The sequence below is a fragment of the Bacteroides muris (ex Afrizal et al. 2022) genome (assembly GCF_004793475.1).
GTDB classification, from domain to species: domain Bacteria; phylum Bacteroidota; class Bacteroidia; order Bacteroidales; family Bacteroidaceae; genus Bacteroides; species Bacteroides muris.
Map to the genome: position 1 here is coordinate 23081 of NZ_SRYZ01000016.1, position 23573 is coordinate 46653.

Genomic DNA, 23573 nt, shown 5'->3' on the forward strand with positions numbered 1-23573 from the left:
CACCTGTTCTTCACTAGTTGCTTAATGAAATCAGCCTCTTCTTTTACCCTTATTGTGGCTTTCGTCTGCCTGGCTTTGGTGGGCGTGGCGTTGATACCGCTGCTCCCCGTCAAGTTGAATCCGTCACGCAGCTTGCCCGGATTCACAGTGGGATTCAGTATGCCGGGCACTTCGTCACGGGTGGTGGAGATGGAGGTCACCAGCAAGTTGGAGTCCATGCTGGCACGTATTCGCGGAGTGAAGAATCTGAACTCTACTTCCGGTAATGGATTCGGTCGTATTACGGTGGAGCTGGACAAGCATGCCGATGTAGATGCGGTCCGCTTTGAGGCATCTACCATTATCCGGCAGACGTGGTCGCAACTGCCCGATGGGGTAAGCTATCCTACCATTCGGATGAAAGTGCCCGATGAAAACGCTTCACGTCCGTTCTTGTCCTTTACGCTGAATGCCCCTTCCACTCCGATATTGATTCAGCAGTATGCCGAGGAGCATATCAAGCCGCGGTTGGCATCTCTGCCGGGCATTTATAAGGTAGAGCTCAGTGGAGCCACTCCGATGGAATGGAGGCTGGAATACGACAGCGAGCAACTGCGCATGCTGGGTGTCACCTTGGCAGACATCAGCGAGGCTGTGCGGCGGCACTACCGGAAAGAGTTTCTGGGGACACACAATGTGGATACCGGCAAGGGTTGTGAGCAGTGGATACGTCTGGTATTGATTCCCGAAGATGATTCCGATGGATTCGACGCGGCTTCGGTCACGGTGACTGCTGCCGGAGGAAAGTTGCTCCGTCTGGACGAGTTGGTGTCGGTGGTGCGCATGGAAGAGTCTCCGCAGAGTTATTTCCGCATCAATGGGCTGAACTCTATTTACCTTTCCATTACTGCGCAAGAGTCTGCCAACCAGTTGCAGCTGAGCAGGGCGGTCATGGACGAGATGGATGAGATTCGCCGGGTGCTTCCCGTCGGCTATGAAATACATACCGGTTATGATGCTACCGAATACATCCGGGAGGAGCTGGACAAGATTTATTTCCGTACCGGGTTGACGGTGCTGATTCTGCTTGTGTTTGTATGGCTCATTACGCGCAAGTTGAAATATCTCTTTCTGATTGTCACCAGTCTGGCGGTGAACATTGCGGTGGCGCTTATTTTCTATTATCTTTTCGGATTGGAGATGCAGTTGTATTCGCTGGCTGGAATCACTGTTTCGCTGAATCTGATGATAGATAGTACGATTGTGATGACCGACCATATCCTGCACAGGCGCAACCTGAAGGCTTTTATGTCGGTATTGGCGGCTACGCTTACCACAATGGGGGCGTTGGTCATCATTTTCTTTTTGGATGAGAAGATACGGCTCAATTTGCAGGATTTCGCGGCAGTGGTGATTATCAATCTGGCAGTATCCTTGATGGTGGCGCTGTTCTTTGTTCCGGCCATGATTGAGAAGGTCAAGCTGACAAGGAAGGGGAGAGGAAGCAGGCGAGGCCGTAAGCGTTCGTTCCCTCGTCCCCTCGTTCTTTTGTTTTCTTTTCAGAAACGTTTTCCGGTCTATTTCGCGCGTTTCTATTCCGTCCTTATCCGGTTTCTTTGCCGTTGGCGTTGGGCGGTGTGCTTGTTGCTGCTTCTCGGCTTCGGTCTGCCGGTTTTCTTGTTGCCCGATAAACTGGAAGGAAAGGGCAGATGGGAAACGCTTTATAATGAGGTTTTCGGTTCTTCGACTTATAAGGAGTCTGTGAAACCTGTTGTAGACAAGGCTTTGGGAGGCAGTTTGCGCCTCTTTGTGCAGAAGGTGTACGAGGGCAGCTATTTCACCCGCAACGAAGAAGTGGTGCTTTACGCCAATGCCAATCTGCCCAATGGCAGCACGCTTGAACAGATGAATACGCTGATGAAGCGCATGGAAACCTATCTGAGCGGCTTTAAGGAAATCAAACAGTTTCATACCTCCATCTATAATTCGCGGCGGGCAAGCATCGCAGTCTATTTTAAGAAAGAAGCCCAGAACAGCGGGTTTCCCTATACGTTGAAATCCAATATGATAAGTAAGGCGCTTGAATTGGGTGGCGGTAGCTGGGGCATCTACGGATTGCAGGACCAGGGATTCAGCAATGATGTCCGCGAAAATGCGGGCTCCTATCGCATTAAGATGTACGGTTACAATTACGATGAATTGTATGAATGGGCAGAGAGGCTGAAAGCCAAGTTGCTGACGCATCGCCGCATCAAGGAAGTGCTTATCAATTCGGAATTCTCATGGTGGAAAGACGACTATCAGGAATTCTACTTCAACCTGAACAAAGAGCGCATGGCGCAGGAAGGCATTGCCGCACTGGATGTCTTTGCCGCAGTGCGTCCTATCTTTGGCAGGAATGTGGAGGTCGGTTCGGTGACGACGGAGCAGGGGACGGAAAAAATCAGGCTCTCTTCCCGCCAGTCGCAAGAGCGTGATATCTGGGCGATGCAGTTCTTCCCCTATAATGCAAGTAGCGACAAACACTACAAGCTTTCCGAACTGGCTACGGTGGAAAAGGGGCAGATGCCGCAAGAAATTTCCAAGGAAAACCAGCAGTATCGTCTCTGCATTCAGTACGAATATATCGGTTCCAATGAGATGGGGAATAAAATGCAGAAGCGGGATTTGGAGGAGTTCAACAAACTGCTGCCGATGGGCTATACTGCCGAGTCGGACAGTAACAACTGGGCGTGGGGCAAGAAGGACAATAAGCAATATTTGCTTCTGCTGGTGGTGATAGCTATCATTTTCTTTACTTCCAGTATCCTGTTCAACTCGCTGAAACAGCCGCTTGCCATCATCTTTGTAATTCCCGTTTCCTACATCGGCGTGTTCCTTACATTCTACTGGTTCCGGCTGAACTTCGACCAAGGCGGCTTTGCCTCGTTTGTCCTGCTGTGCGGCATCACGGTGAATGCCAGCATCTATATCCTGAACGAGTACAACAGCATCCGCCGCCGTTTTCCCCGTCTTTCCGCCCTGCGTGCCTACGTCAAGGCGTGGAATGCGAAGGTAGTGCCTATTTTCCTCACGGTAGTTTCTACCATTCTGGGATTTATCCCTTTCATGATAGGTGAGGACAAGGAGGCTTTCTGGTTTCCATTGGCAGCGGGTACCATTGGCGGATTGGTGATGTCCGTCATCGGTATCTTCTTTTTCCTGCCGGTGTTTGTGCTGAGGCGGCGTAATTTTCTTAGGAAATGATTACTTTTGCTCGATTTTGTTACCAGAATGGATTATTGCTTTTAAGGGAAAATAATCTCTGCCTAGTTTTATCATTTTTGCTTCCACAGCGGAAATACGCCGGAAGGTAAGTTAATATCTTGTTTGTTAGTGTATTAATAGAATGTACAGCATTTTGCAAATATCTTGTTTACACGATATGCGTTTCGTGTAAACACGGTATTAACTTCGTAAAAGACCGTTTACCGATAGACTGCAGCTGGGCTCATAATAGGAATAAGATAGGTGCACAGTATGGGGAAACTATGAGTATAATAGGTGTTCAACGGTTATGAAGCACCTTGTTGACGGTCGTTAGTCGAGTAGTTGACGGCCGTTGGCAGAGCGCATCACGGCTGATAGGCGCTGATAACTCCGTACAGAAAATGGAAAGGAAGCCTATGTAAGGGGAAACAAACTCTGAGCTATTTGTTTTGTTTGTCACATTTATCTTGTTTCTGTACATTATTGAAGCGGTTTTTTGTATCTTTGAAGGGAGGGGCTGTAAAAAGCTTGTTCTCATCCAAAGTTTAATTATATATACATGAATTATGAAGCGATGTATAGTGCTGTTCATAACATTCTGCTGTACAGTTATTTCTAATGCACAGGCAAATGGCATTGTGACTGATGGAGAAAAAGGATTGCCGTTGGCTGGTGTGAATATTTATCTCCAAAAGGATTCTGTGGGCATAGGAGTTATACGTAATGATAATCTGGTAAAGAACATGTTCATATGAAAAAACTGCTATATCTTGGACTTTTGTCCGTTTGCGTACTGTTAGGTTCTTGCGTAGAGAAGAACGTATCCAATGTTTTTGATAAGGTAGAGGGGTATATGGATGTATGTCCTGACAGTGCATTGCTGCTGTTGGAGCAAATCCCTCATTCGGAGGAGCTTCGTGGGAAGCAGCGGGCGGACTATGCACTGCTGCTGACGCAAGCGCGTGATAAGAACTATTTAGACAGCTTGCAGTCGGACTCGTTGATAAAAATTGCGGTAGATTATTATAAGAATGGGGAGGATAAGGTGAAAGCGGGAAAGGCATTGTTTTATTATGGCAAAGTGATGGATTTGCAGGGGAATGATATGCTGGCTATGCAAGCCTATTTGAATGCTTTGGCTAAATTGGAGAAAACGGAAGAGTATAAGCTACAAGGCTTGGCATATGAGTATATCGGTATTTTGAATGCAGATAGAAAGCTACACAAAGATGCTCTTGATAATTATCAAAGTTCGGTATATTGTTTTCAAAAGGCAGCCGATACTTTAGGAGTTATATATGTTTATCGGGATATTGCTCGTATTTATTATGTAGAACAGAAATATGACAGTGTTTATAATTACATTAATCGTGCTTTGTCCTTGTGTGAGAAAAAGAAAGGATGTATCAGTTTTGAACGGGTAATCCCTTCTTTATTACAAGTAAAAGGGATTGCCAAAAGAAATGAAGGGGATTTGGGAGATGCAATAGCCCTGTTGAAAACTGCGGTAGAGACTGAACAAGATAGGCATTCTATGCATCACTGTTCAATGTCATTGGGGAATATTTATTTAAATCAAAATAAGTTGGATGAGGCAAAAAGATATTTTACTTTAGCTTTGAAATCAGAAAGGCCTCGTACTCTGGCAGGGGCATACCACTATTTGTATCTGTTGGAAAAGAGGCAGAAAAAGTATGCAATAGCTCTCTATTTCAAAGAGAAGTCTGATTCGTTGTTGTCTGTTGACCTGGATGCTAAACAAGCATCTCAAATTTTGACTTTGCAACGTAAATATGAAAAAGGAAAGCTTCTTTTAGAAAAGCAACAAGTTGAACACGAAAAGAAAATACAGTTTTATTTTGGGATGGTAATAGTTCTATTTATTATCCTATTATGTCTTGTTTTGTATTTTCTTTTAAGAAAAAAATACAAAGAGATGTTCCGGAAAAATATGCAAGTAATAAAGGAGAATGAGTGCATGATTAAACGATATGTTTATGAACTTGATATGTTGAAACAAAAAGCAGGTGAAACAGCGGAAACAAATAGAGAGAAAGTTGGTAAATTGAATCAAAAGATTTTGCTGTTGGAGAGTGAGAATAAAAAAATACGTGAAAATGTATGTGTAAATGGTGTTTATCTCTTGGAGCAATTGAAGAAGGAAAAGTTGATTGTGAAGAATATGACCAAACAAGAAAAAGAACAGCTCCTTGAATACATGGATTTGATATATGGTAATTTGATTTCTCGGTTAAAGAAAGATTTTAAATTAACGAGTGGTAACCTGATATTGATAGCTTTGCTTAAAGTTGGTTTCACTACCACTGAGTTGATGTTTACTTTTGACTGCGAGATGAATTCTATTTTTACGAAAAAACGGAGATTGAGGGAGAACTTAAATTTGGATACTAATGATAAATTGGAAGAATTTATAACTCTTTATTAGAAGAACTTCTTGCTTTTTGTCCACTAACTTAGTAGCTTTTTATTTAGTATTTTCTTGATATATAGTATGTTATTCCCTTTTGTGTTGTCCACTTGTACTTTCCCTAAGAAGTGATTAAGATGGCTATCTTTGTTACATTCAAAACTAAAGATACTATGAAATCATTTTTTATTTTGTTAAGTTTATACTGCTTCTTTGTGGTAAATGTAGTGAATGGAAAGTCAGTAACTTTTCCTTCGAGAGTAGAAATCATCATGGATGAGGATTTTGATTTACCGGATGGTCCGGGGAATGGTCACCGTTCTATTCCTCCAGTGACTCCTATTTTAGCATTTTTGAATGATGACCACTCCATTGACTTGGAGTTCTATCAATCTATAGGTGGGATTGAAATTGTAATTTCTCAGAATGGGGATGTTGTTTACTCTTCTACTGAGAATATTGACTCTCCAATATTGAGAAAAGTACAATTACAGAAAGGCTTAGCTGGTGATTTTTTACTTGAGATAAAAGGTTTGGATGGAGCTTATGCATTCGGTAGATTTACTATTCATTAATAATGGCTATATAGCACTATGAAACAAATCTCATTTTGCATCACTTGTATGAATCGGCTTAAACATTTACAAGAAACTTTGGAGAAGAATATTCTTGATAATTTCTTAGTAGATGAGGTAGAGTTTGTTGTGCTGGATTATAATTCGCAAGATGGATTAGAAGAATGGATTGCTCGATCTATGATGAAATATATTGAGATGGGTATTCTTGTGTATTATAGGACTACTGAGCCGGTTCATTATTTGCGGAGTCATAGCCGGAATATGGTATTTAGATTGGCGGAAGGGAAAATTGTGTGCAATTTGGATGCTGATAACTATTTGGGGAAAGGCTTTGCAGAGTTTATGCTGAAGGAGTTTCAAGAGAAGAAGAAAATATTTTATACTAGTAACCTTTGTGTACGTGATGTGTTTGGAAGAACTTGTCTGGAAAAAGAAGCATTTATGGCAGTCAAAGGATATAATGAACTTCTGGTTGGATATGGTGTAGAGGATGCTGACTTATTTAAGCGCTTGTCTTGTATTGGACTTAGGAGACATGTTTTTATTCAAGAAAATTTTTATGGAGCTTTGACACACGAAGATAATGAACGAGTTGTTGAGGAACCACTATTGAAAAAGTTGTATGCTCTTTATTTGGATTATATAGATCCTTATTCTACGCGTATATTAATGCTGTATAAAGGGAACTTTTGGGGAATGGGAGTGTTACAAAATAATGTTGCAATGAATTGTAATCGAAATGATATTGAGCGTGACAGAATAGAACAATGCATGAGCGATAAATATCGTTTTGTTGTGAAAGAAAGATAGTGAGAAAGAATATTATAAAGAAAAGGATAATTTGTTGCTTCATGAAGATTTGTTACCTTTTCATGAATTGTCTAATTTCTTAAAATATTTTTCTATAAATTCGTATGTCTCTGATATATTATCTACTTTGTGCGTAGAAAATAAATATTTTCCAGCAAGTACGTGTTTTCCTTTTTCTAAAAAAATATTTCTGACTACTCACGGTCAACTAATGCCATGCGAAAGAATAGACTATAAATATTCTTTGGGAGAAGTTAATGAGGGCGTATTCTTGAATATATCCCAAATAGTACAGCAATATAATGCTTATTATAAATGTTTGGAAAAATATTGTCGGCACTGCTATCTTTATAGATTCTGTGGATTATGTATGTTCCATTTAGAAAATTTGAAAAAAGAAGGAACTGAAAAAATGGTATGTCATTATTTTCATAATCAAAAAGATTTTCAGCTTAAATTGTCTCGAATATTTTCTTTTTTAGAGAAACATCCGAATGATTTTTTTAAAATATTAGAAGATATAATAATTGTATCATAATAATGGAAACTTCTATAACAGGTTGGTGGTTTACAATAGAGCCATATGTGTATATTGGATTAACAAGCGAATGTGTGCTATTGTATAATACTCTTGACGGGGAGTATATTGAATCTAATAAAGTGGAGATTATACAATTGCTTAAAAAGTTACTTGAAAGAAATAATCAAGGTGTTGTTTATTTAACAAATGAAGATATCCAAAATAGGATTGTTGAAAGTTTTGTTGATGAGGTACGTGAAAAATATATGGGGGATATAATAGATATTGCATTATCAAATGAAAAACCTGTTCAAATATTACCCCTTTTCAATTTTTTGGATAATGAAAAACTGGAAGTTTATGAAAGGCACAATTTTTCTGTTAGTAGAAATCTATTGGAGAATTTGTTTGAAATAACTATTCATGTTAATAATGAAACTGACATATGTGCTTTTTTGAATTTTTTGAAGTCTGTTCCCTCAAAAATAATTTTTAATATTTATGGAAAACTAAATGATGTTGTGAATAATGAAAGGTTATTGTCTTTCTTGGATAATAGTTCTTCTCTTAAAAAAGTCTATTGTTTATATACGGAGATTCCTTGTTCGCAAACATTTTTTATGAATAATTTTTTGTATTGTGTTTTAGTCAATTTCCCTATTGACATAAGATTGTGGGAGGATGTTTTGATAACGTTAAGGGAACAAAATTTGTCATATAAGTATATATTTAATGTTGCTTCTTTGAATGATTGTCAGGATGCTGAGCAACTTATAGAACGGTTCCGGATAAAAGAATATCAAATAAAGCCTATATATGATGGTACTAATATGGCTTTCTTTAAAGAATATGTTTTTCTTTCTAAAAAGGATATTCTATCTATGCCAATATCAATAAAAAATATCTTTGCTAACCAAGCGATTAATACTTATGATTTTGGTAAGATAAATATAATGTCGAATGGTGATGTGTTTGCAAACATGAATTTCTTGCCAATAGGGAATATATATAAAGATAGTGTATATGATATAGTTTGTAAGGAACTTAATGAAGGAGAGTCATGGTTTCGAGTTCGTGATAAAGAGCCTTGTAATAGATGTGTTTTTCAATGGCTATGTCCTTCTCCATCTGATTATGAAATAGCTATAGGTCTTACGAATCTTTGTCATGTTATGTAAAAGAAGCCGGTAGAAAGTGGAAACATATTTATTTTATACTAATATGAAAAGAAGAGTTAAAGCATTGACTGTTGTTTTGGCAATATGTCTTATAACTGTTTTTATTCGATGTCAGTCGAATGAAACTCCTATTCAGCAACTTGTGGTTGCCTTGAATGGGGATTCTATTGAGATGGTTTTTGTGAAAGGAGGTACATTTATGATGGGATGTACAGATGAGCAGGGATGTGACTGTGAGGATAACGAGAAACCTGTACGTAAGGAGTCGGTATCTGATTTTTATATAGGAAAATATGAAGTTACTCAAAGGCTGTGGAGGGCGGTTATGGATACTGATTCCATTTTGCCGTTTAATGGGGGATGCGAAGATTGCCCGATGGAAAATGTAAGCTGGAAAAATGCGCAGGAGTTTATCGGTAGATTAAATGCTATGACCGGTAAAACATTTCGTCTTCCGACTGAGGCCGAATGGGAATACGCAGCGCGTGGTGGACACAAAAGCAAGCACTATAAATACAGTGGCAGCAATCAGGTAAGTGAGGTGGCTTGGTATGTTGGGAATTCCTCTGGCGGACAATATGGAGAAGCTGGAACTACCCGTCCGGTAGGTCTGAAAAGAAGCAATGAATTGGGACTGTATGATATGAGTGGCAATGTTTGGGAATGGTGCGGTGATTTGTACACTAAAGAATACAAGCAAGGTGGTAAGTCTGTCCATCCGGGATGGCCTTTTGAGGGCACCTATCTTTTCTTTCGCCGGATATTGCGAGGTGGAAGTTGGGGAGGAACAGCAAAGGGGTGTCGGGTGTCGTACATTGATTACGACATTGAGAATTATAGTGACGAGTATGGAGGCTTCCGCCTTGTGATGGAGTTGAATTTTAGTAAATAATGTAATTAAAAATGCGTAAGTTATGAAAAGAATAAATGTAGTTGTAGTATTGTTCTTAATGCTGGGATGGAGTGGATGTAGAGAAAATAGCGGGACTGTAGATATAGTAACAGTAGATATTTCCCAAAATTATCCGAAAAAGGAACTGGTGCTTCAGGATTTTATGGATGTGGAATACATTCCGTTGGAAACGAATGATGAATTCATTACGCAGGGTGATGTGATGGCTATTGACAATAAATATATTGTAGTGAAAAACTGGAATAATGATGGTGACATCTTCCTTTTTGACAGAAAAACTGGTAAGGGAGTGAGGAAGTGGAATCGTCGGGGGCAGGGCGCTGAGGAGTATACTTTTATTAATGGCATAGTATTAGATGAAGGTAAGAATGAGTTGTATGTCAACAGTACTCCTTCAAAAAAGATACTTGTTTACGATTTGTTTGGCAATTTCAAACGTAGTTTAAACTATGTACAAGGTGCTGAATTTATGGATGTGTTCAATTATGATGAGAATAGTTTGATTTGCTATGATATGTCTGTATATTACAATGAGGGAAAGTTGAAAGAAAAGCCGTTTTATCATATGATAATATCAAAGAAAGACGGAAGCGTGGTGAAAGGGATTCCAGTTCCATTTGATATTGTCAAAGCACCTTTTGTACAAAAAGGGGACGGTATTGCAGTAGCTTCTGTACGTCCGATAATACCGTATAAAGGTGATTGGTTGCTTGTGGAAACATCTACTGATACGGTGTACAACTATGTATCGAAGGAAAATAAATTATGTCCCTTTTTGGTGAAAACTCCTTCCGAGAATCCTGAAATTCTTCTTACCATAGGGGCGGTTACAGAACGTTATTATTTTATGCAAACGATACAAAAGGTATTCGATTTTGACAAAAGAAGTGGATTCCCTACTATCGGTGTGGTGTATGACAAGCAAGAAAATGCAGTATTCGATGCTATTGTGCGTAATGGTGACTTTGCTAAACTGCAAGGTGTAGATTTGGTATCCCATCCGATGAATAATGATGAAATAGCTGCTTTCCAGACCTTGGCAGCCAATCAATTGGTGGAAACTTATGAAAATAATGAGCTGAAAGGGAGAGCTAAAGAAATTGCTGCAGGATTGAATGAGGAGTCAAATCCCGTTGTCTTATTATATAAATATAAGAGTGTTGACTGAATTTTCATAATTGGTAAGAGCGGTTCATTAAAGATATGAAGCAGATATTCCCATATTATCGTCAGCTTGATGCTATGGATTGTGGACCTACTTGCCTACGTATGATAGCCAAATATTACGGAAAGAGTTATTCTTTGCAGACTTTGCGTGCCCGTTCTTTTATTTCTCGCAATGGCGTTTCCATGTTAGGCATCAGCGATGCTGCTGAGTCTATTGGTTTCAGAACGTCCGGAGTTCGTGTCTCTTTTGAACAATTGGCGGAAGATGTTCCTCTGCCTTGCATTTTGCATTGGAATCAGAGTCATTTTGTGGTTTGCTATGATGTTAAGAAAAAGAAAGGGCAATACACGTTTAGGATAGCAGACCCTGCAACTCAGTTGGTTACGTATAATGAACTGGAATTGAAGCGATGCTGGTTAGCTACCAAATCGGACGGAGAAGAGAAGGGGACTGCGCTTGCACTGGAACCCACTCCTGATTTTTATAATGGTGAGGGAGAACCGGAACTGAAAGAAAGAGGGTTGCGTTTTTTCTTCCGTTATCTGACTCCCTATAGGAAAGAGTTGTTTCAGCTGATATTGGGCATGTTGGTGGTGAGCTTACTTCAGCTTATCCTACCTTTTCTTACGCAAGCCTTGGTGGATGTGGGTATCAGTGACGGAAATTTGAGCTTTATTACCTTAGTGCTGGTTGCGCAGATTATAATCTCGGTATCACAACTATCGGTAGAGTTTATCCGTAGCTGGATATTGTTGCATGTGAATACGCGTATATCCATCTCCCTTATTTCGGACTTTTTGGCAAAGTTGATGAAGTTGCCGCTTCATTTTTTTGATACGAAGATGGTGGGAGACATTATACAGCGCATTGGTGACCATGACCGTATAAAGAATTTTCTGACAGGTTCTTCTATTAGTACGCTCTTTTCCTTTGTCAGTTTTTTCATCTTTGCTATTGTACTTGCTTACTACAATTTGGTGGTATTGGGAATCTTTCTTTTAGGTAACAGCTTGTATATTGCCTGGATACTTGCTTTTATGAAATATCGCCGTGAATTGGATATCCGTCGGTTTGCACAAGCAGCCGGAGAGCAGAGTAACCTTGTGCAGATGGTGACCGCTATGCAGGAAATAAAGTTGAATAACTGCGAGACACAGAAGCGCTGGCAGTGGGAGCGTATTCAGGTGAAACTATTTAAAATCAGCGTAAAAGGGTTGACGCTAGGGCAGGTACAGCAAGTAGGTTCTGTGTTTTTCAATCAGACCACGAATATTATAATCTCGTTTATTGCGGCAAAGGCGGTGGTGGAAGGGGAGATGACACTGGGTATGATGATGTCTCTGACTTATATCATCGGTCAGCTCAGTGCGCCGGTCTCTTCTTTTATAGGATTTGCGCAGCAGTTTCAGGACGCCAAGATAAGTCTGGAACGGCTGAATGAGGTACATGGGAAGCCGGACGAGGAGCAGGATATTGCTTCAAAATTGTCTGTTTTGCCTGAGAAGCGGGAGCTGAGAATGGAAAATGTGTGCTTCAGTTACGATGGAGCGGATAGAGACTATGTGCTGGATAATGTCTCTTTGGTGATTCCCGAACATAAAGTGACAGCTATTGTAGGTGCGAGCGGGAGTGGAAAGACTACTCTGGTGAAACTGATGCTTGGTTTCTATTCGCCCAATAAGGGGGCTGTGAAGGTGGGTGATGCTTCGTTGGAGAACATAAATCCTCATTTGTGGCGTGCCAAGACGGGAGCCGTGATGCAAGATGGTTTTATCTTTTCGGAAACCATTGCGCAGAATATTGTTGTGGGAGAGGAGCAGGTTGATGTGGAGCGGCTACGTCACGCCGTGACGGTGGCCAATATCCGTGATTTTATAGATTCTCTTCCATTGGGATATAACACCAAAATCGGTATGGAGGGGAATGGTATCAGCCAAGGGCAGAAACAACGTTTGCTGATAGCACGTGCTGTGTATAAAAATCCGGAATTTCTTTTCTTCGACGAAGCCACCAATGCCTTGGATGCAAATAATGAAAAAGAGATTATGGAACATCTGCATGAATTCTATAAAGGAAAAACCGTGGTGGTAGTGGCGCATAGGCTCAGCACGGTGAAGGATGCCGATAAGATTGTGGTACTGGATAAGGGATGCATTGTGGAGGAAGGTACCCATCGGGAACTGACGGAGCGGAAAGGACTATATTACCGGCTGGTTAAGAACCAGTTGGAATTGGGTAGTTAATGAATGGAGGAAGAAAAGAAATATAAAGATATAGAACTCCGCAGTGAAGAAGTGCAGGAGGTGATGAACCATATCTCTCCCTGGGTAGTGAGGTGTGGAATCACTGTCTTGGCGTTGATTTTGCTGATGATACTGGTTGGTTGTTGGATATTCAGGTATCCGGACACCTTGGCAGCAGAGGTGACTCTGGCTACGGAAGAGCCTCCCGCCTTTGTGCTGTCACATGCTACTGGGAAACTCGATACGCTTTATGTGAAGAACGGGAGTCTGGTGAGTGCGGATGCAGATTTAGGAGTGATTGGCAATGCTGCGTCTTCTGAAGATGTGCGTTTTCTTAAGGAGAGGATGAAAGCCTGGGAAGCGCAAGATTATGACTGGCGGGAAGGGGTGGAGTTTTTTGCCGGTAGGCGCTGGCAGTTGGGGGAACTGCAATCGGCTTTTGCAGCTTTCATTACTTCACTTACAGAATATGCACGTTTTATGGAGTTGGACTATTACGCTCGGAAACTTCGTTTTCAGGAAAAACAACTGGGTGGACAACGCTCCTATCTTCGGTTGGCAGAGCGGGAGTATGAGTTGATTGATAAGGATATAAAGCTTGCCGAAAGTATGTATACCCGTGATTCTATTCTATATGTGCGTAAGGCTATGATTGTTTCGGAATTTGAGGAGTCTGGAAGCAGATATTTGCAAAGTTTGCGTTCTAAAGAAGAGGTACGTATGAGTTTGCTTCAGGCAGAAATGCAGTTGGTGCAACATGAGGAGAATATGTTGGATATACGTAAGCAAGCATACGATGAGGAACAGAGTCGCCGGACTGATTTAAAGAATGCCATAGAGCAGTTAGCCGCGCAATTGAGTGCATGGGAGCACTCTTATTTATTGAAAAGTCCGGTCAGGGGGAAGGTTACTTTTATGATGGTTTGGAGTCGTAACCAGAATGTGAAAGCCGGTGAAACGGTTTTCACGATTCAGCCATCCGACAGTTCAAGGGTATTAGGTAAGGCTCTACTTCCTTTGCAGGGTTCGGGTAAGGTACATGTGGGACAGCGGGTGCATATACGTCTGAATAATTATCCCGACCAGGAGTTTGGCTATGTAAAAGGGCAGGTCGCAAGTATCTCTCCTGCTCCAACGGAAGAGGGAATGTATATAGTGGAAATATCTTTGCCTGACGGCATGCAGACCAACTACGGCAAACAGCTGCCTGTTTCGCGTGAGTTGAAAGGTACGGCAGACATTATCCTTGCTGACAAGAATGTACTGGAAAGGTTGTTGGCTCCGTTGAGGAAAGTGGTGGAATATGAAAAATGAAGTACTTATTCCGTTGTCTTCCCCCTTGCATCCAAATACCCTCTTTTAAACATATCCACGAACAGAAAGAATAGTGACAAGAGCAGTGGCCCGAAGATGATACCCATGAATCCGAAGAGGGACAAGCCGATTACAACTCCGAAGACAGTGATAAGCGGATGAATGTCTGCCATTTTCTTCTGGATGATGAAGCGTATCAGGTTGTCGAGCTGTGAAATGACTGCACCGCCATAGATGGCCAGCCCGATAGCTTGAACCCAGTTGCCTATCAATGCCATGTAGACAGCTATCGGAAACCATACCAGCGCTGTTCCTACCATTGGGATGATGCTGGCGAAGCAGGTCAGGAAACCGGCGAACAAGATGTTGGGAGCACCGAAAATCCAGTATCCTGTCATGGCCACACTGCCTTGTATGACGGCAAGTAATGGGATGCCGATGGCATTGGAACGGACAATCATGTTGATTTCGTGGATGACGTTTTGTGTATTGTCATCGTTGAACGGCAGTAGGTCGTTGACGTACTGTTCCATCTTTTTGCCCCCTATCAGCATGAAGTAGAGTACAAAGACCAGTACGAATATGTTGACGGCAAAACTGCTGATACCTTCCATGATGGCTTGCCCGATGCGGGGAAGAATTGAAATGACGTATGCCACCGTGTCTTTCCCCAAGATATAGTAGCCGGTTTTGGCTTTAATGATGTTGGCCGCTTCTTCGAAAGGAGTTATAATGGCTTGCGGGTCCAGATTGATGTTTTGCAGATTGATTACGGCCAGCCATACCACCAGTCCAAGCGGAACCAGAAAGCAGAGAACGGCCTCTGCTGTGATAAGGGTGGCGGCTATGCTGCGTTTCATTTTCCGTCTGTCCGACAGGTATATCATCTGTTTCCTTACCAGGATGTAGATGGTCAGTGCTCCCAGCAGGCCTCCCAGGAATGGAGCGATTTGTCGGAAAAGGATGATTCCCAGTCCGAGGATGATAGTTATTAGCGAATATTTCCAGTATAGTTCTTTTGTACTCATAATATTTATGCTTTGTCTGAATAAGAAACAAAAGAAGCATCGGAAAGGTTGGAAAGCAGTAGTCGGAAAGCAGAACTTTATCCTTCGTCCAGCCAGCCTGTCCCCTGACGTATAATTTCAGCTTTTCCGTTGGTGCAGTCCACTACAGTGGAACCTTCCGTCCCGCCAATACCGCCGTCGATTACCAAATCGACGATATTGTTGAACTTTTCTTCAATCAGTTCCGGATCTGTGCAGTATTCAATGTCTTCATTGTCATCATGTGGCAATGTCGTTGTCATGATGGGGGCATCCAGCAGGCGGGCTATTTCTTGAATGATGGAATTGTCGGGCATGCGGATGCCGACTTCTTTACGGTTGCGGAATATTTTGGGTAGCCGGGTGGTGCCGTTCAGGATAAAGGTGAAGGCCCCGGGTAGATTACGTTTCATTAGTTTGAAGGTGCTGTTGTCTACTTTGGCATATTCGCTTATTTTGCTTAGGTCGTAGCAGATGATGGAAAGATTGTTCTTCTTGGGGTCGATATCCTTGAGACGGCAGATGCGCTCGATGGCTCGCTCTTTCAGACCGTGGCAACCGATAGCATACATGGTATCGGTGGGATAGATAATGATACCCCCGTCGTTCAGTAGATTGATTACTTGTTGCAAATCGGCAGGATTGTTGTTTTTCTCATAAAGTTTCAGAAGCATGGCGACAATGGATTTGAGTAATACATGCAAAAATACTAAATAATCGGCTTATAAACAAGAGAATCACCTTTTTAGCATCTCTTTTTCCAGTTTCTTTATTTTTTTCCAGGCCTCCTTGAATTTGGGACAGAGGGTGACGGCTTTTTCATAGTTTTTCATGGCCGCCTCCTTCATGTCATGTTTCAGGCATTCGTCACCCATAAGGATGTATTCGCGGGCATACTTCACGAGTGCTTTCTCTTTCTCCAATGCTGCTTGTTTCAGTGCACGGTTTTCCTCTCTCAGCCGGTTGATGATGTTCAGCTTCCGGCGGATGAGGCGCTGCACGTTGGGCTTCTCGATGTCGTAGCGGGAATGGATGGCTTTGAAAAATTCATCCAGGAAAGTGCCGAAGTCCCCTTTGTCGAAGGCTTTGGCGGCAGCAACGTATTGAACGTCTGCCTGTGCTTGCTTCAAGGCGCGGTCGATGGCGGTGCGGTTGTTGAAGCGTTCGGAGAAACTGACAATCTCCGGACGCACGAATACATCGGCACGGCTGATGGGCTTTTTCAGCTGGATGCCTTCCAGCGAGGTACAGCGGCTGAGGGCTACATATGCCTGCCCACCGGCAAACACGCCACCGGTAAAGTCGATGACTACCCGGCTGAAGGTCAGCCCCTGGCTTTTGTGGACGGTGATGGCCCATGCCAGGCGCACGGGATATTGTGTAAAGGTACCCAGCTCTTCCTCTTCAATCTGTTTCTTTTCTTCGTTGTATTTGTAGCGGATGTTTCGCCACGACTCTCGTTTGACGTCACATTCCTTGCCGTCGTCGGTGATGACGTAGAGGGTCTCTTCAATAGGGTCGAAGCCGCTGATGACGCCGATGGTGCCGTTCACCCAGCGGCGGTCGAAGTCATTCTTGATGAAGATGATCTGTGCGCCCGGTTTCAGTACCAGCTCTTGCGAGGTGGGGAGGCTGCTTTCGGGAAAGTCTCCCATGATTTCGCCGTAGAAGGTGACCGGTTCACCGGGAAGTTCCGCCAGTTTCTTGTCGTTGATGTAGTCCACATTGTCGCGGCGGGTGGCGAGGGTGATGTACATGTCGGCTTCCGATTGTTCTATTGAGGTACCATAGCGGGTGTTGAGCAGTTGAAGTTCGGTAGAGCCGACGGTATTGTTGCGGATGTGGTCCAGCACATGGATGAATTTGCTGTCCGTTTGCCGGTATACTTTTTGCAATTCGATGGAGACAAGGTCTATCTGACCGAATACCCTGGCAGAGAAGAAATAAGGAGTAGGATAGAAGCGGTTCAGTATTTCCCGCTCATCTCCTTTCACAACGGGTTCCAGCTGGAACACATCGCCTACCAATAGTATCTGTTTGCCGCCGAAGGGTTCGCGCAGGTTGCGGGAATAGACTCGCAGGATGCGGTCTACGGCATCGATGATGTCGGCACGTACCATGGAAATCTCGTCGATGATGACCAATTCCAGCTCTTCCAGCAGTTTGCGGTGGGGCTTGGTGTATTTGAAAAATTCGTGGATGCGTCCCCGTTGCAGACTGAAGTTCGGGTCGTCGGGCAGCAGGGGGTAGAAGGGCAGTTTGAAGAAACTGTGCAACGTGCTGCCTCCGGCATTGATGGCAGCTATTCCGGTAGGGGCAAGCACTACATGCTTTTTCTTCGTATTCGCGCAGATGTACTTCAGGAAGGTCGATTTGCCCGTACCTGCCTTGCCTGTCAGGAAAACAGATTGACGGGTGTACTGGATAAGTTTCAAGGCATCTTGAAACTCTTTGTTCTGTGTGTCTGGGACGAAGTTCAAAATTCAATAGCTTAAAGAACCGACAACTCGGGAATTCTCAAATTATGTGGAAATGTTTCAGCGCGTTGGCTATTCCATTCTCGTCCACACTGGTAGTGACGTAGTCGGCAACGGCTTTCACGTCATCGTTGGCATTACCCATGGCTACGCCGATACCGGCATGGCGCAACATGCTGATGTCGTTTCCTCCGTCGCCGAAGGCCATGGCTTCTTCCAGCTTGATGCCGAAGTGGCGGATAATCTGGTCGATACCGTTCTGTTTGGTGTTTCCTTTGGCTGTCACGTCTGCGAAGGCGGGATGCCAGCGGCCCATCTCGCAGTGGGGGACGGCGGGCAGGATGATTGCTTCTTCTTCAGCATTGATAAAGGGAGTCAGCTGGAAGAAGGCTTTGTCCGCATGGCTGTCGGTATAGGGTTTTGTCTCGATGGGGTCTACTTTCAGTTGGCGGTGGAAGATTTCCTCCACTGCTTCGTCGGGCTGGTTCACGCAGATGTCGTGCTCTCCCACCAGAATGCAGGGGATGCTGCGTTCGTGGCAGAAAGCTGTCAAGGCATCCACTTCCGCTGTCGGTATGGGGCTTTTGTAGATAACGGTATCTTCTACAAAGCAATAGGCGCCGTTCATCGTAATGTAGCCGTCTATCAGATTCCGTTCCTGCAAGGCGGACAAGTTGTTGATGATGACGCGCGGACGTCCGGTAGAAATGAAGATATGTATGCCTTTGGCCTTGGCGGCGGTCAGCGCTTCAATGGTGGAAACGGGAATTTCGTGGGTCTTGAAGCTGACCAAGGTTCCGTCGATGTCAAAAAACAGAGCTTTTATCATAAGAGTTTCTTTTATCTTGTATCTTGTGCGCGAAATTACTTAAAAAAGCGAAGATATTTCGTACTTTTGCGCGCAAATAAATGATAAATAACAAATGAAGAAACATTCTTTTAAAGATTGGATGATAGCGGTGCGTCCGTGGTCATTCCCCGCCTCCTCGATGCCGGTGGTGGTGACGTTGGCATATCTGTATTGGATGCGGCAGGACATAAACTGGGTGAACGGTCTCTGGGCATTGCTGAACATTATTGTGTTTCATGCTGCCGGGAATACCTGGAGTGATTACTTTGACTATAAACACAAGGTCGATGCAAAGGACACCTTCGGTGCCAAGACCCTGACCGACGAGATGTTTACGCCGCGCGAGATATACCGCTTGTCGATGGCATTGCTGGCAGTTGCCTTTGTTGCGGGTATCGGCCTGCTGTGGCGTACTGGGTTGCCGTTGCTGTACATCGGTATAGGCGGCGCGGCTTGCTCGTTGCTTTATCCGCCGCTCAAGTATCGTGCGTTGGGCGATGTCGTCATCTTTTTGGCGTATGCCTTGCTGCCGACGTTAGGCACCTGCTATGTGGCTACGGGAGCAGTTGACTGGAATGTCTTGTGGATAGCTCTGCCGGTGGGACTGATTACGGTGGCCATTCTGCATGCCAACAATACACGGGATATGCGTACCGATGCCCGTGCCAAGATTCAGACATTGGCGATGAAGCTGGGAGGAAAGGTGTCGATGTACGTTTATTGTGCCGAAGTCCTTTTCCCTTTCGGCTGGATAGCCGGACTGATAGCTGCGGGAATTCTTCCGCTATGGACACTGCTGGTGATGCTGGCACTGGTTCCTGCCATTGGCAATGTCAGGGTGGTATCCCGTTTTCCCGGAAAGGGGGAAGGTGCCATAGCCGGTCTGGATGAGATGACGGCAAAACTCCAGTTGCTGTTCGGTCTGCTCTTCACGTTGTCGTTCGTTGTGGCCGGTCTGCTGTCATGAAGAAACTGATTTTTACCATTCTGCTGGCTGCCGTGCTGTGGACGGTTATGTTCTCGCCTTGGACGGCTCCTTTCGTGAATTTCTGGTGGATGATGACCGGTTCTGCGCTCACGCTGTCCGTGTTTGCTACTTTGTTCAATCCCGGCTGGTGGCGGGAGGTGAAATGGAGTTTGCCGAATGCCTTGTTGGGAGTTGGCATTGCTGTTGCTTTGTGGGGTGTTTTCTGGTTGGGCGACAAGGTGTCATCTTGGATGTTCGATTTTGCCCGTCAGCAGGTGGACTCTATTTATGGGATGAAGGAGGGAGAATCTCCCTGGCTGCTGGCGGCATTACTGCTGTTGCTGATAGGGCCGGCGGAAGAGATTTTCTGGCGAGGCTATGTGCAGCGTACACTTTCCGAACGCTGGAATCCGAATGTGGGTTTTGTAGTAGCTACTTTAATTTATGCACTGGTGCATGCCGGTTCCTGCAACTTCATGCTGGTCATGGCGGCTTTGGTGGTGGGAGCGGCATGGGGAGCGCTATACCGTTTTTTTCCGAATCGCTTTGCCGCTATCATCTTGTCTCATGCAGTGTGGGATGTGGCGGTATTTATATTTTTCCCGATATGATTATTGTTTACAAAAGATAAGGCAGCGGTAATGGGGTGCATACTGAGCCCTATTCAGTCGTATACTGAGCCTATTTCAGTCGTATACTGAATAGGGTTCAGTATACGACTGAAATAGGCTTTATTTATATATACTGATAATCAGGTAGTTGTAAATCAGCTTTCGGGTGGTATAAAAACAAAACAAATTGATTCGTTGAATTAGTGAAACTACAATAAAAAAACAAGCATATGACTTACAATTTTGATGAAGTAATAGAGCGCCGTGGTACCGACTCCGTGAAATGGGATGGCGTGAAGAATGTATGGGGGCGCGATGACCTCCTCCCCATGTGGGTGGCGGATATGGATTTCCGCACGCCTCCGTTTGTGATGGAAGCCTTGCGGAAGCGCCTTGAGCATGAGGTGCTGGGCTATACGTCTGCGTGCGAGGAGTGGTACACTTCCATTTGCGGCTGGCTCAGTCGTCGCCACGGTTGGAACGTCACTCGCGAGATGCTGACGTTTGTACCCGGCATTGTCCGCGGTCAAGCCTTCGCATTGCAATGTTTCACCAATCCCGGTGACCGGGTGATGGTGATGCCTCCCGTCTATCATCCCTTCTTCCTGGTGACGCAGCGCATGGGGCGTGAAGTGGTCTATTCTCCGCTTGACCTGAAAGACGGACATTATCAAATTGATTTCGACCGCTTCCGTAAGGATATACAAGGATGCAAAGTATTGATTCTCTGCAATCCCCATAACCCGGGCGGGCGTGTATGGACGGTGGAAGAACTGAAGCGGATAGCCGACATCTGTAAGGAAAGCAATACATTCGTCATTTCCGACGAGATACATGCCGACTTGACTTTGCCGCCTTATAAGCATCATCCGTTTGCCACGGTTTCAGAAGCTGCGGCACAGAACTCCCTCACCTTCATGGCCCCCAGCAAAGCATTCAATATGCCGGGATTGGGAAGTTCGTACGCCATTATCCTCAATGAAGACATCCGCCACCGTTTTCAAGGGTTCATGGAAGCAGGCGAGTTCTGCGAGGGACACATGTTGGCCTATATCGGTGCGGCGGCTGCCTATATGCATGGTGAGGAGTGGTTGGAACAGCTGCTGGACTATATAAAGGGCAATATCGACTTCACGGAGAACTACCTGCGCGAGCATATTCCGGGCATCGGCATGATACGTCCGCAGGCTTCCTATCTGATTTATCTGGACTGCCGGGGATTAGGGCTGACTCAGAAGGAACTGGTGCGGCTGTTTGTGGACAAGGCGCATCTGGCACTGAATGACGGAACCATGTTCGGTGAACCGGGCAGGGGCTTTATGCGGTTGAATATCGGTTGCCCGCGTTCGGTACTGGAGCAGGCATTGAAGCAACTGGAAGCTGCGGTTGCAGGCAGATGACAACTGCGTTTGACGGATTGAATAAAGAATGATTTAGACAGAAGAACATAGGAACAAAAACATAAGAACAGAAGGAAAAAAATGTTCTTTTGTCTGAAAACACATCTCCTATATATGAATCGATTACCTTTCCTGGGACTGTTGTTTGCATTGCTGTGCCTCGTTTCCTGCCGGCAGATGAACGATGTGCGTCTGCTGTATCTGGCAGAAGAGCAAGTGGAAATGAATGTGGACAGCATTTCTGCGTTGCTGTCGCAGATAGAGAAACCCTCGCAGCTCTCGGGTGAAGAGCGGTTGTTGTATGGATGGCTGAATGCCTATGTGCACTGTAAGCGGAAAAACTCGATGACGGAAGATTCCCTGATATTGCCTGCTTCCGATTATTATGCTTTTTGCAACGACACAGCGAAGAACCTGCTCTCCTACCAACTGAAGGCCTGGTATTGGCATTGGCTGAAAAAGCACGGACAGTGTATGGCTGCCATTGACAGTGGCATAGCTCTTGCCAAAGCCTTGCAGGATACCGGAAGAATGGCTGATATGCTGAGTGATAAGGCATATTGGTATGTGTACGTCTGGAAAGATTATGAGAAAGCCATAGAAACTTTCCGTGCTGCCATAGCCCTGAATGCAAAGGCCGAGAACTTCTTCTCCATGGGTATTGCCCTGGGGCTGAATAAGAATGATTCTGCACCTTATTACATGGAGCGTAGCATAGGATTGGCAATGCAGTCGGGAGATACTAACCGGATAGTGCATTATCTGCGCAATTATGCCCAGTTGCAGGCCTATTCCTTTGATGAACCTTCCGGTGCGATAGCTACTATTCGCCGTATGGAACAGTATGTCGTCGATCCGGTGCAGTTGCGTATGGGAGATTTGGTAAAAGTGGAGGTGTTCCTGAAAGAAGGACTGATTGATTCGGCAGAATACTATTTGAATAAGGAGAGAGAACACAGTGAAGGCAGGAACAGGTTTCTGACGGAAGAGAATATGGTGGCAGTATACAGGGCATTGATAGATTATACACGTTACCGTACGTTTGATGTGCTGGATGTGGCTCGTTATAACGATTCTGTGGCCAATGCCCTTACCGCAGTGCAAAGCACAGTCCGGCGTAAGGATGAGTCGAAGGAGACGCTTTCGCAAGCCAACCTGATTCTGACGGTGGAACGGAAGCAGGCACAGTTGAATTTGTTGCTGGCACTGTTGGTACTGGTACTTGCGGGTGGCGGTGCATTTCTTTATGTCCGTAACCGGCGCGATAGGCTGATTGAAGCGGAGGAACGGGCAGAAACGTTGACCCGGTTGCTGGAGGATGCGACAAAGAGCCGGTCGGAAGAGGAGGACGGACAGTTCTTCCGTAAAATACTGTTGCAGCAATTGGGCATGATTCGGCTGGTGGCTAAACAGCCCACCTCGCAGAACCGGGAACTGCTTCGCCGCATTTCCGGTATTACCAGCCATGAACTGCCGGTAGAGAGCTTGCTGGTTTGGGAGGATTTGTACCCCATCATAGACCGGATTTATGATAACTTCTACACAAAAATGAACAGCCGTTTCGGTGATGTGCTCATCGACAAGGAGAAACAGCTTTGCTGTCTGCTTTGTGCGGACTTCTCGACGAAGGAGATTAGTGTGGTGACACAACAAAGCATTCCCACCATCTACCAACGGAAAACGACTATCCGCAAGAAGCTGGGGATGGGAGAGAAAGAGGGCATTGTAGAGTTTATGAAGAGCATATAGACCGGAAAAGGCCTGATATAGACTATTGCAAATTTAAAGTGTTCATATACAGTGATTTGTGGTCTGAAAATATAGACTTTTTATTCCTCGATA

The 23573-nt window shown here is 44.4% G+C and carries 18 protein-coding genes; 14 read left to right on the forward strand and 4 right to left on the reverse strand.

Annotated elements, in window-relative coordinates; all coding sequences use genetic code 11:
* Nucleotides 1–24: 24 nt before the first annotated feature.
* From E5355_RS08875 to E5355_RS08925, 10 genes are all read left to right on the forward strand, one after another.
* The gene (locus tag E5355_RS08875) at nt 25–3225 is read left to right on the forward strand and encodes an efflux RND transporter permease subunit (RefSeq protein WP_136010071.1); all 3201 of its coding nucleotides are present in this window, start codon (nt 25–27) and stop codon (nt 3223–3225) included.
* Nucleotides 3226–3794: 569 nt separating this feature from the next.
* The gene (locus E5355_RS08885; RefSeq protein ID WP_136010072.1) at nt 3795–3983 is read left to right on the forward strand and encodes a hypothetical protein; all 189 of its coding nucleotides are present in this window, start codon (nt 3795–3797) and stop codon (nt 3981–3983) included.
* Nucleotides 3980–5674, forward strand: coding sequence for a hypothetical protein (locus tag E5355_RS08890; RefSeq protein ID WP_136010073.1), 1695 nt, complete (start codon nt 3980–3982; stop codon nt 5672–5674). Before E5355_RS08885 ends, E5355_RS08890 begins: the two co-directional genes overlap by 4 nt.
* 119 nt (nt 5675–5793) lie before the next feature.
* Complete coding sequence (locus E5355_RS08895; protein ID WP_136010074.1) at nt 5794–6231, forward strand: DUF3244 domain-containing protein; 438 nt, start codon at nt 5794–5796, stop codon at nt 6229–6231.
* An 18-nt stretch (nt 6232–6249) separates the two neighbouring features.
* Nucleotides 6250–7044: a glycosyltransferase gene (locus E5355_RS08900; RefSeq protein WP_136010075.1), complete on the forward strand. Its 795-nt coding sequence runs from the start codon at nt 6250–6252 to the stop codon at nt 7042–7044.
* Nucleotides 7045–7584: 540 nt separating this feature from the next.
* Nucleotides 7585–8742, forward strand: coding sequence for a TIGR04150 pseudo-rSAM protein (locus tag E5355_RS08905; protein WP_136010076.1), 1158 nt, complete (start codon nt 7585–7587; stop codon nt 8740–8742).
* Nucleotides 8743–8785: 43 nt separating this feature from the next.
* Nucleotides 8786–9634, forward strand: coding sequence for a formylglycine-generating enzyme family protein (locus tag E5355_RS08910; protein ID WP_136010077.1), 849 nt, complete (start codon nt 8786–8788; stop codon nt 9632–9634).
* Nucleotides 9635–9656: 22 nt separating this feature from the next.
* Nucleotides 9657–10823, forward strand: a complete 1167-nt coding sequence (locus E5355_RS08915; protein ID WP_022401753.1) for a 6-bladed beta-propeller — start codon at nt 9657–9659, stop codon at nt 10821–10823.
* 35 nt (nt 10824–10858) lie between these two features.
* Complete coding sequence (locus tag E5355_RS08920; RefSeq protein ID WP_117599395.1) at nt 10859–13066, forward strand: peptidase domain-containing ABC transporter; 2208 nt, start codon at nt 10859–10861, stop codon at nt 13064–13066.
* A gap of 3 nt (nt 13067–13069) precedes the next feature.
* Entirely contained in the window at nt 13070–14380 is a 1311-nt protein-coding gene (locus E5355_RS08925) for an HlyD family secretion protein (protein ID WP_136010078.1), read from the forward strand.
* Nucleotides 14381–14385: 5 nt separating this feature from the next.
* Here the strand turns inward: E5355_RS08925 and E5355_RS08930 are convergent, their stop codons facing one another.
* The 4 genes from E5355_RS08930 to E5355_RS08945 form a co-directional block, all read right to left on the reverse strand.
* Nucleotides 14386–15408, reverse strand: coding sequence for an AI-2E family transporter (locus tag E5355_RS08930; RefSeq protein ID WP_136010079.1), 1023 nt, complete (start codon nt 15406–15408; stop codon nt 14386–14388).
* Nucleotides 15409–15485: 77 nt separating this feature from the next.
* Entirely contained in the window at nt 15486–16100 is a 615-nt protein-coding gene (locus E5355_RS08935; protein WP_136010080.1) for an L-threonylcarbamoyladenylate synthase, read from the reverse strand.
* 63 nt (nt 16101–16163) lie between these two features.
* Entirely contained in the window at nt 16164–17906 is a 1743-nt protein-coding gene (locus E5355_RS08940) for an ATP-dependent DNA helicase (protein WP_136010081.1), read from the reverse strand.
* 37 nt (nt 17907–17943) lie between these two features.
* Complete coding sequence (locus E5355_RS08945) at nt 17944–18732, reverse strand: Cof-type HAD-IIB family hydrolase (RefSeq protein ID WP_136010082.1); 789 nt, start codon at nt 18730–18732, stop codon at nt 17944–17946.
* A 94-nt stretch (nt 18733–18826) separates the two neighbouring features.
* On the opposite strand from E5355_RS08945, the gene E5355_RS08950 reads away from it, so the two are divergent.
* The 4 genes from E5355_RS08950 to E5355_RS08965 all read left to right on the forward strand — a co-directional run bounded on the left by E5355_RS08950 (nt 18827) and on the right by E5355_RS08965 (nt 23480).
* On the forward strand, nt 18827–19720 hold the full coding sequence (locus tag E5355_RS08950) for a prenyltransferase (protein WP_136010083.1): 894 nt from the start codon (nt 18827–18829) through the stop codon (nt 19718–19720).
* Nucleotides 19717–20331, forward strand: coding sequence for a CPBP family intramembrane glutamic endopeptidase (locus E5355_RS08955; RefSeq protein WP_136010084.1), 615 nt, complete (start codon nt 19717–19719; stop codon nt 20329–20331). The genes E5355_RS08950 and E5355_RS08955 overlap by 4 nt, the downstream gene beginning before the upstream one ends.
* A 230-nt stretch (nt 20332–20561) precedes the next feature.
* On the forward strand, nt 20562–21731 hold the full coding sequence (locus tag E5355_RS08960) for a MalY/PatB family protein (protein WP_136010085.1): 1170 nt from the start codon (nt 20562–20564) through the stop codon (nt 21729–21731).
* A 114-nt stretch (nt 21732–21845) separates the two neighbouring features.
* Entirely contained in the window at nt 21846–23480 is a 1635-nt protein-coding gene (locus E5355_RS08965) for a hypothetical protein (RefSeq protein WP_136010086.1), read from the forward strand.
* Nucleotides 23481–23573: the final 93 nt, after the last annotated feature.

Excerpts from the sequence above, each read along its gene's own strand:
- E5355_RS08920 (WP_117599395.1), top strand. The coding sequence starts at position 10,859 with ATGAAGCAGATATTCCCATATTATCGTCAGCTTGATGCTATGGATTGT.
- E5355_RS08885 (WP_136010072.1), top strand. The coding sequence starts at position 3,795 with ATGAAGCGATGTATAGTGCTGTTCATAACATTCTGCTGTACAGTTATT.
- E5355_RS08950 (WP_136010083.1), top strand. The coding sequence starts at position 18,827 with ATGAAGAAACATTCTTTTAAAGATTGGATGATAGCGGTGCGTCCGTGG.
- E5355_RS08945 (WP_136010082.1), bottom strand. The coding sequence starts at position 18,732 with ATGATAAAAGCTCTGTTTTTTGACATCGACGGAACCTTGGTCAGCTTC.
- E5355_RS08930 (WP_136010079.1), bottom strand. The coding sequence starts at position 15,408 with ATGAGTACAAAAGAACTATACTGGAAATATTCGCTAATAACTATCATC.
- E5355_RS08955 (WP_136010084.1), top strand. The coding sequence starts at position 19,717 with ATGAAGAAACTGATTTTTACCATTCTGCTGGCTGCCGTGCTGTGGACG.
- E5355_RS08965 (WP_136010086.1), top strand. The coding sequence starts at position 21,846 with ATGAATCGATTACCTTTCCTGGGACTGTTGTTTGCATTGCTGTGCCTC.
- E5355_RS08875 (WP_136010071.1), top strand. The coding sequence starts at position 25 with ATGAAATCAGCCTCTTCTTTTACCCTTATTGTGGCTTTCGTCTGCCTG.
- E5355_RS08895 (WP_136010074.1), top strand. The coding sequence starts at position 5,794 with ATGGCTATCTTTGTTACATTCAAAACTAAAGATACTATGAAATCATTT.
- E5355_RS08960 (WP_136010085.1), top strand. The coding sequence starts at position 20,562 with ATGACTTACAATTTTGATGAAGTAATAGAGCGCCGTGGTACCGACTCC.
- E5355_RS08935 (WP_136010080.1), bottom strand. The coding sequence starts at position 16,100 with ATGCTTCTGAAACTTTATGAGAAAAACAACAATCCTGCCGATTTGCAA.
- E5355_RS08910 (WP_136010077.1), top strand. The coding sequence starts at position 8,786 with ATGAAAAGAAGAGTTAAAGCATTGACTGTTGTTTTGGCAATATGTCTT.
- E5355_RS08925 (WP_136010078.1), top strand. The coding sequence starts at position 13,070 with ATGGAGGAAGAAAAGAAATATAAAGATATAGAACTCCGCAGTGAAGAA.
- E5355_RS08905 (WP_136010076.1), top strand. The coding sequence starts at position 7,585 with ATGGAAACTTCTATAACAGGTTGGTGGTTTACAATAGAGCCATATGTG.
- E5355_RS08890 (WP_136010073.1), top strand. The coding sequence starts at position 3,980 with ATGAAAAAACTGCTATATCTTGGACTTTTGTCCGTTTGCGTACTGTTA.
- E5355_RS08915 (WP_022401753.1), top strand. The coding sequence starts at position 9,657 with ATGAAAAGAATAAATGTAGTTGTAGTATTGTTCTTAATGCTGGGATGG.
- E5355_RS08900 (WP_136010075.1), top strand. The coding sequence starts at position 6,250 with ATGAAACAAATCTCATTTTGCATCACTTGTATGAATCGGCTTAAACAT.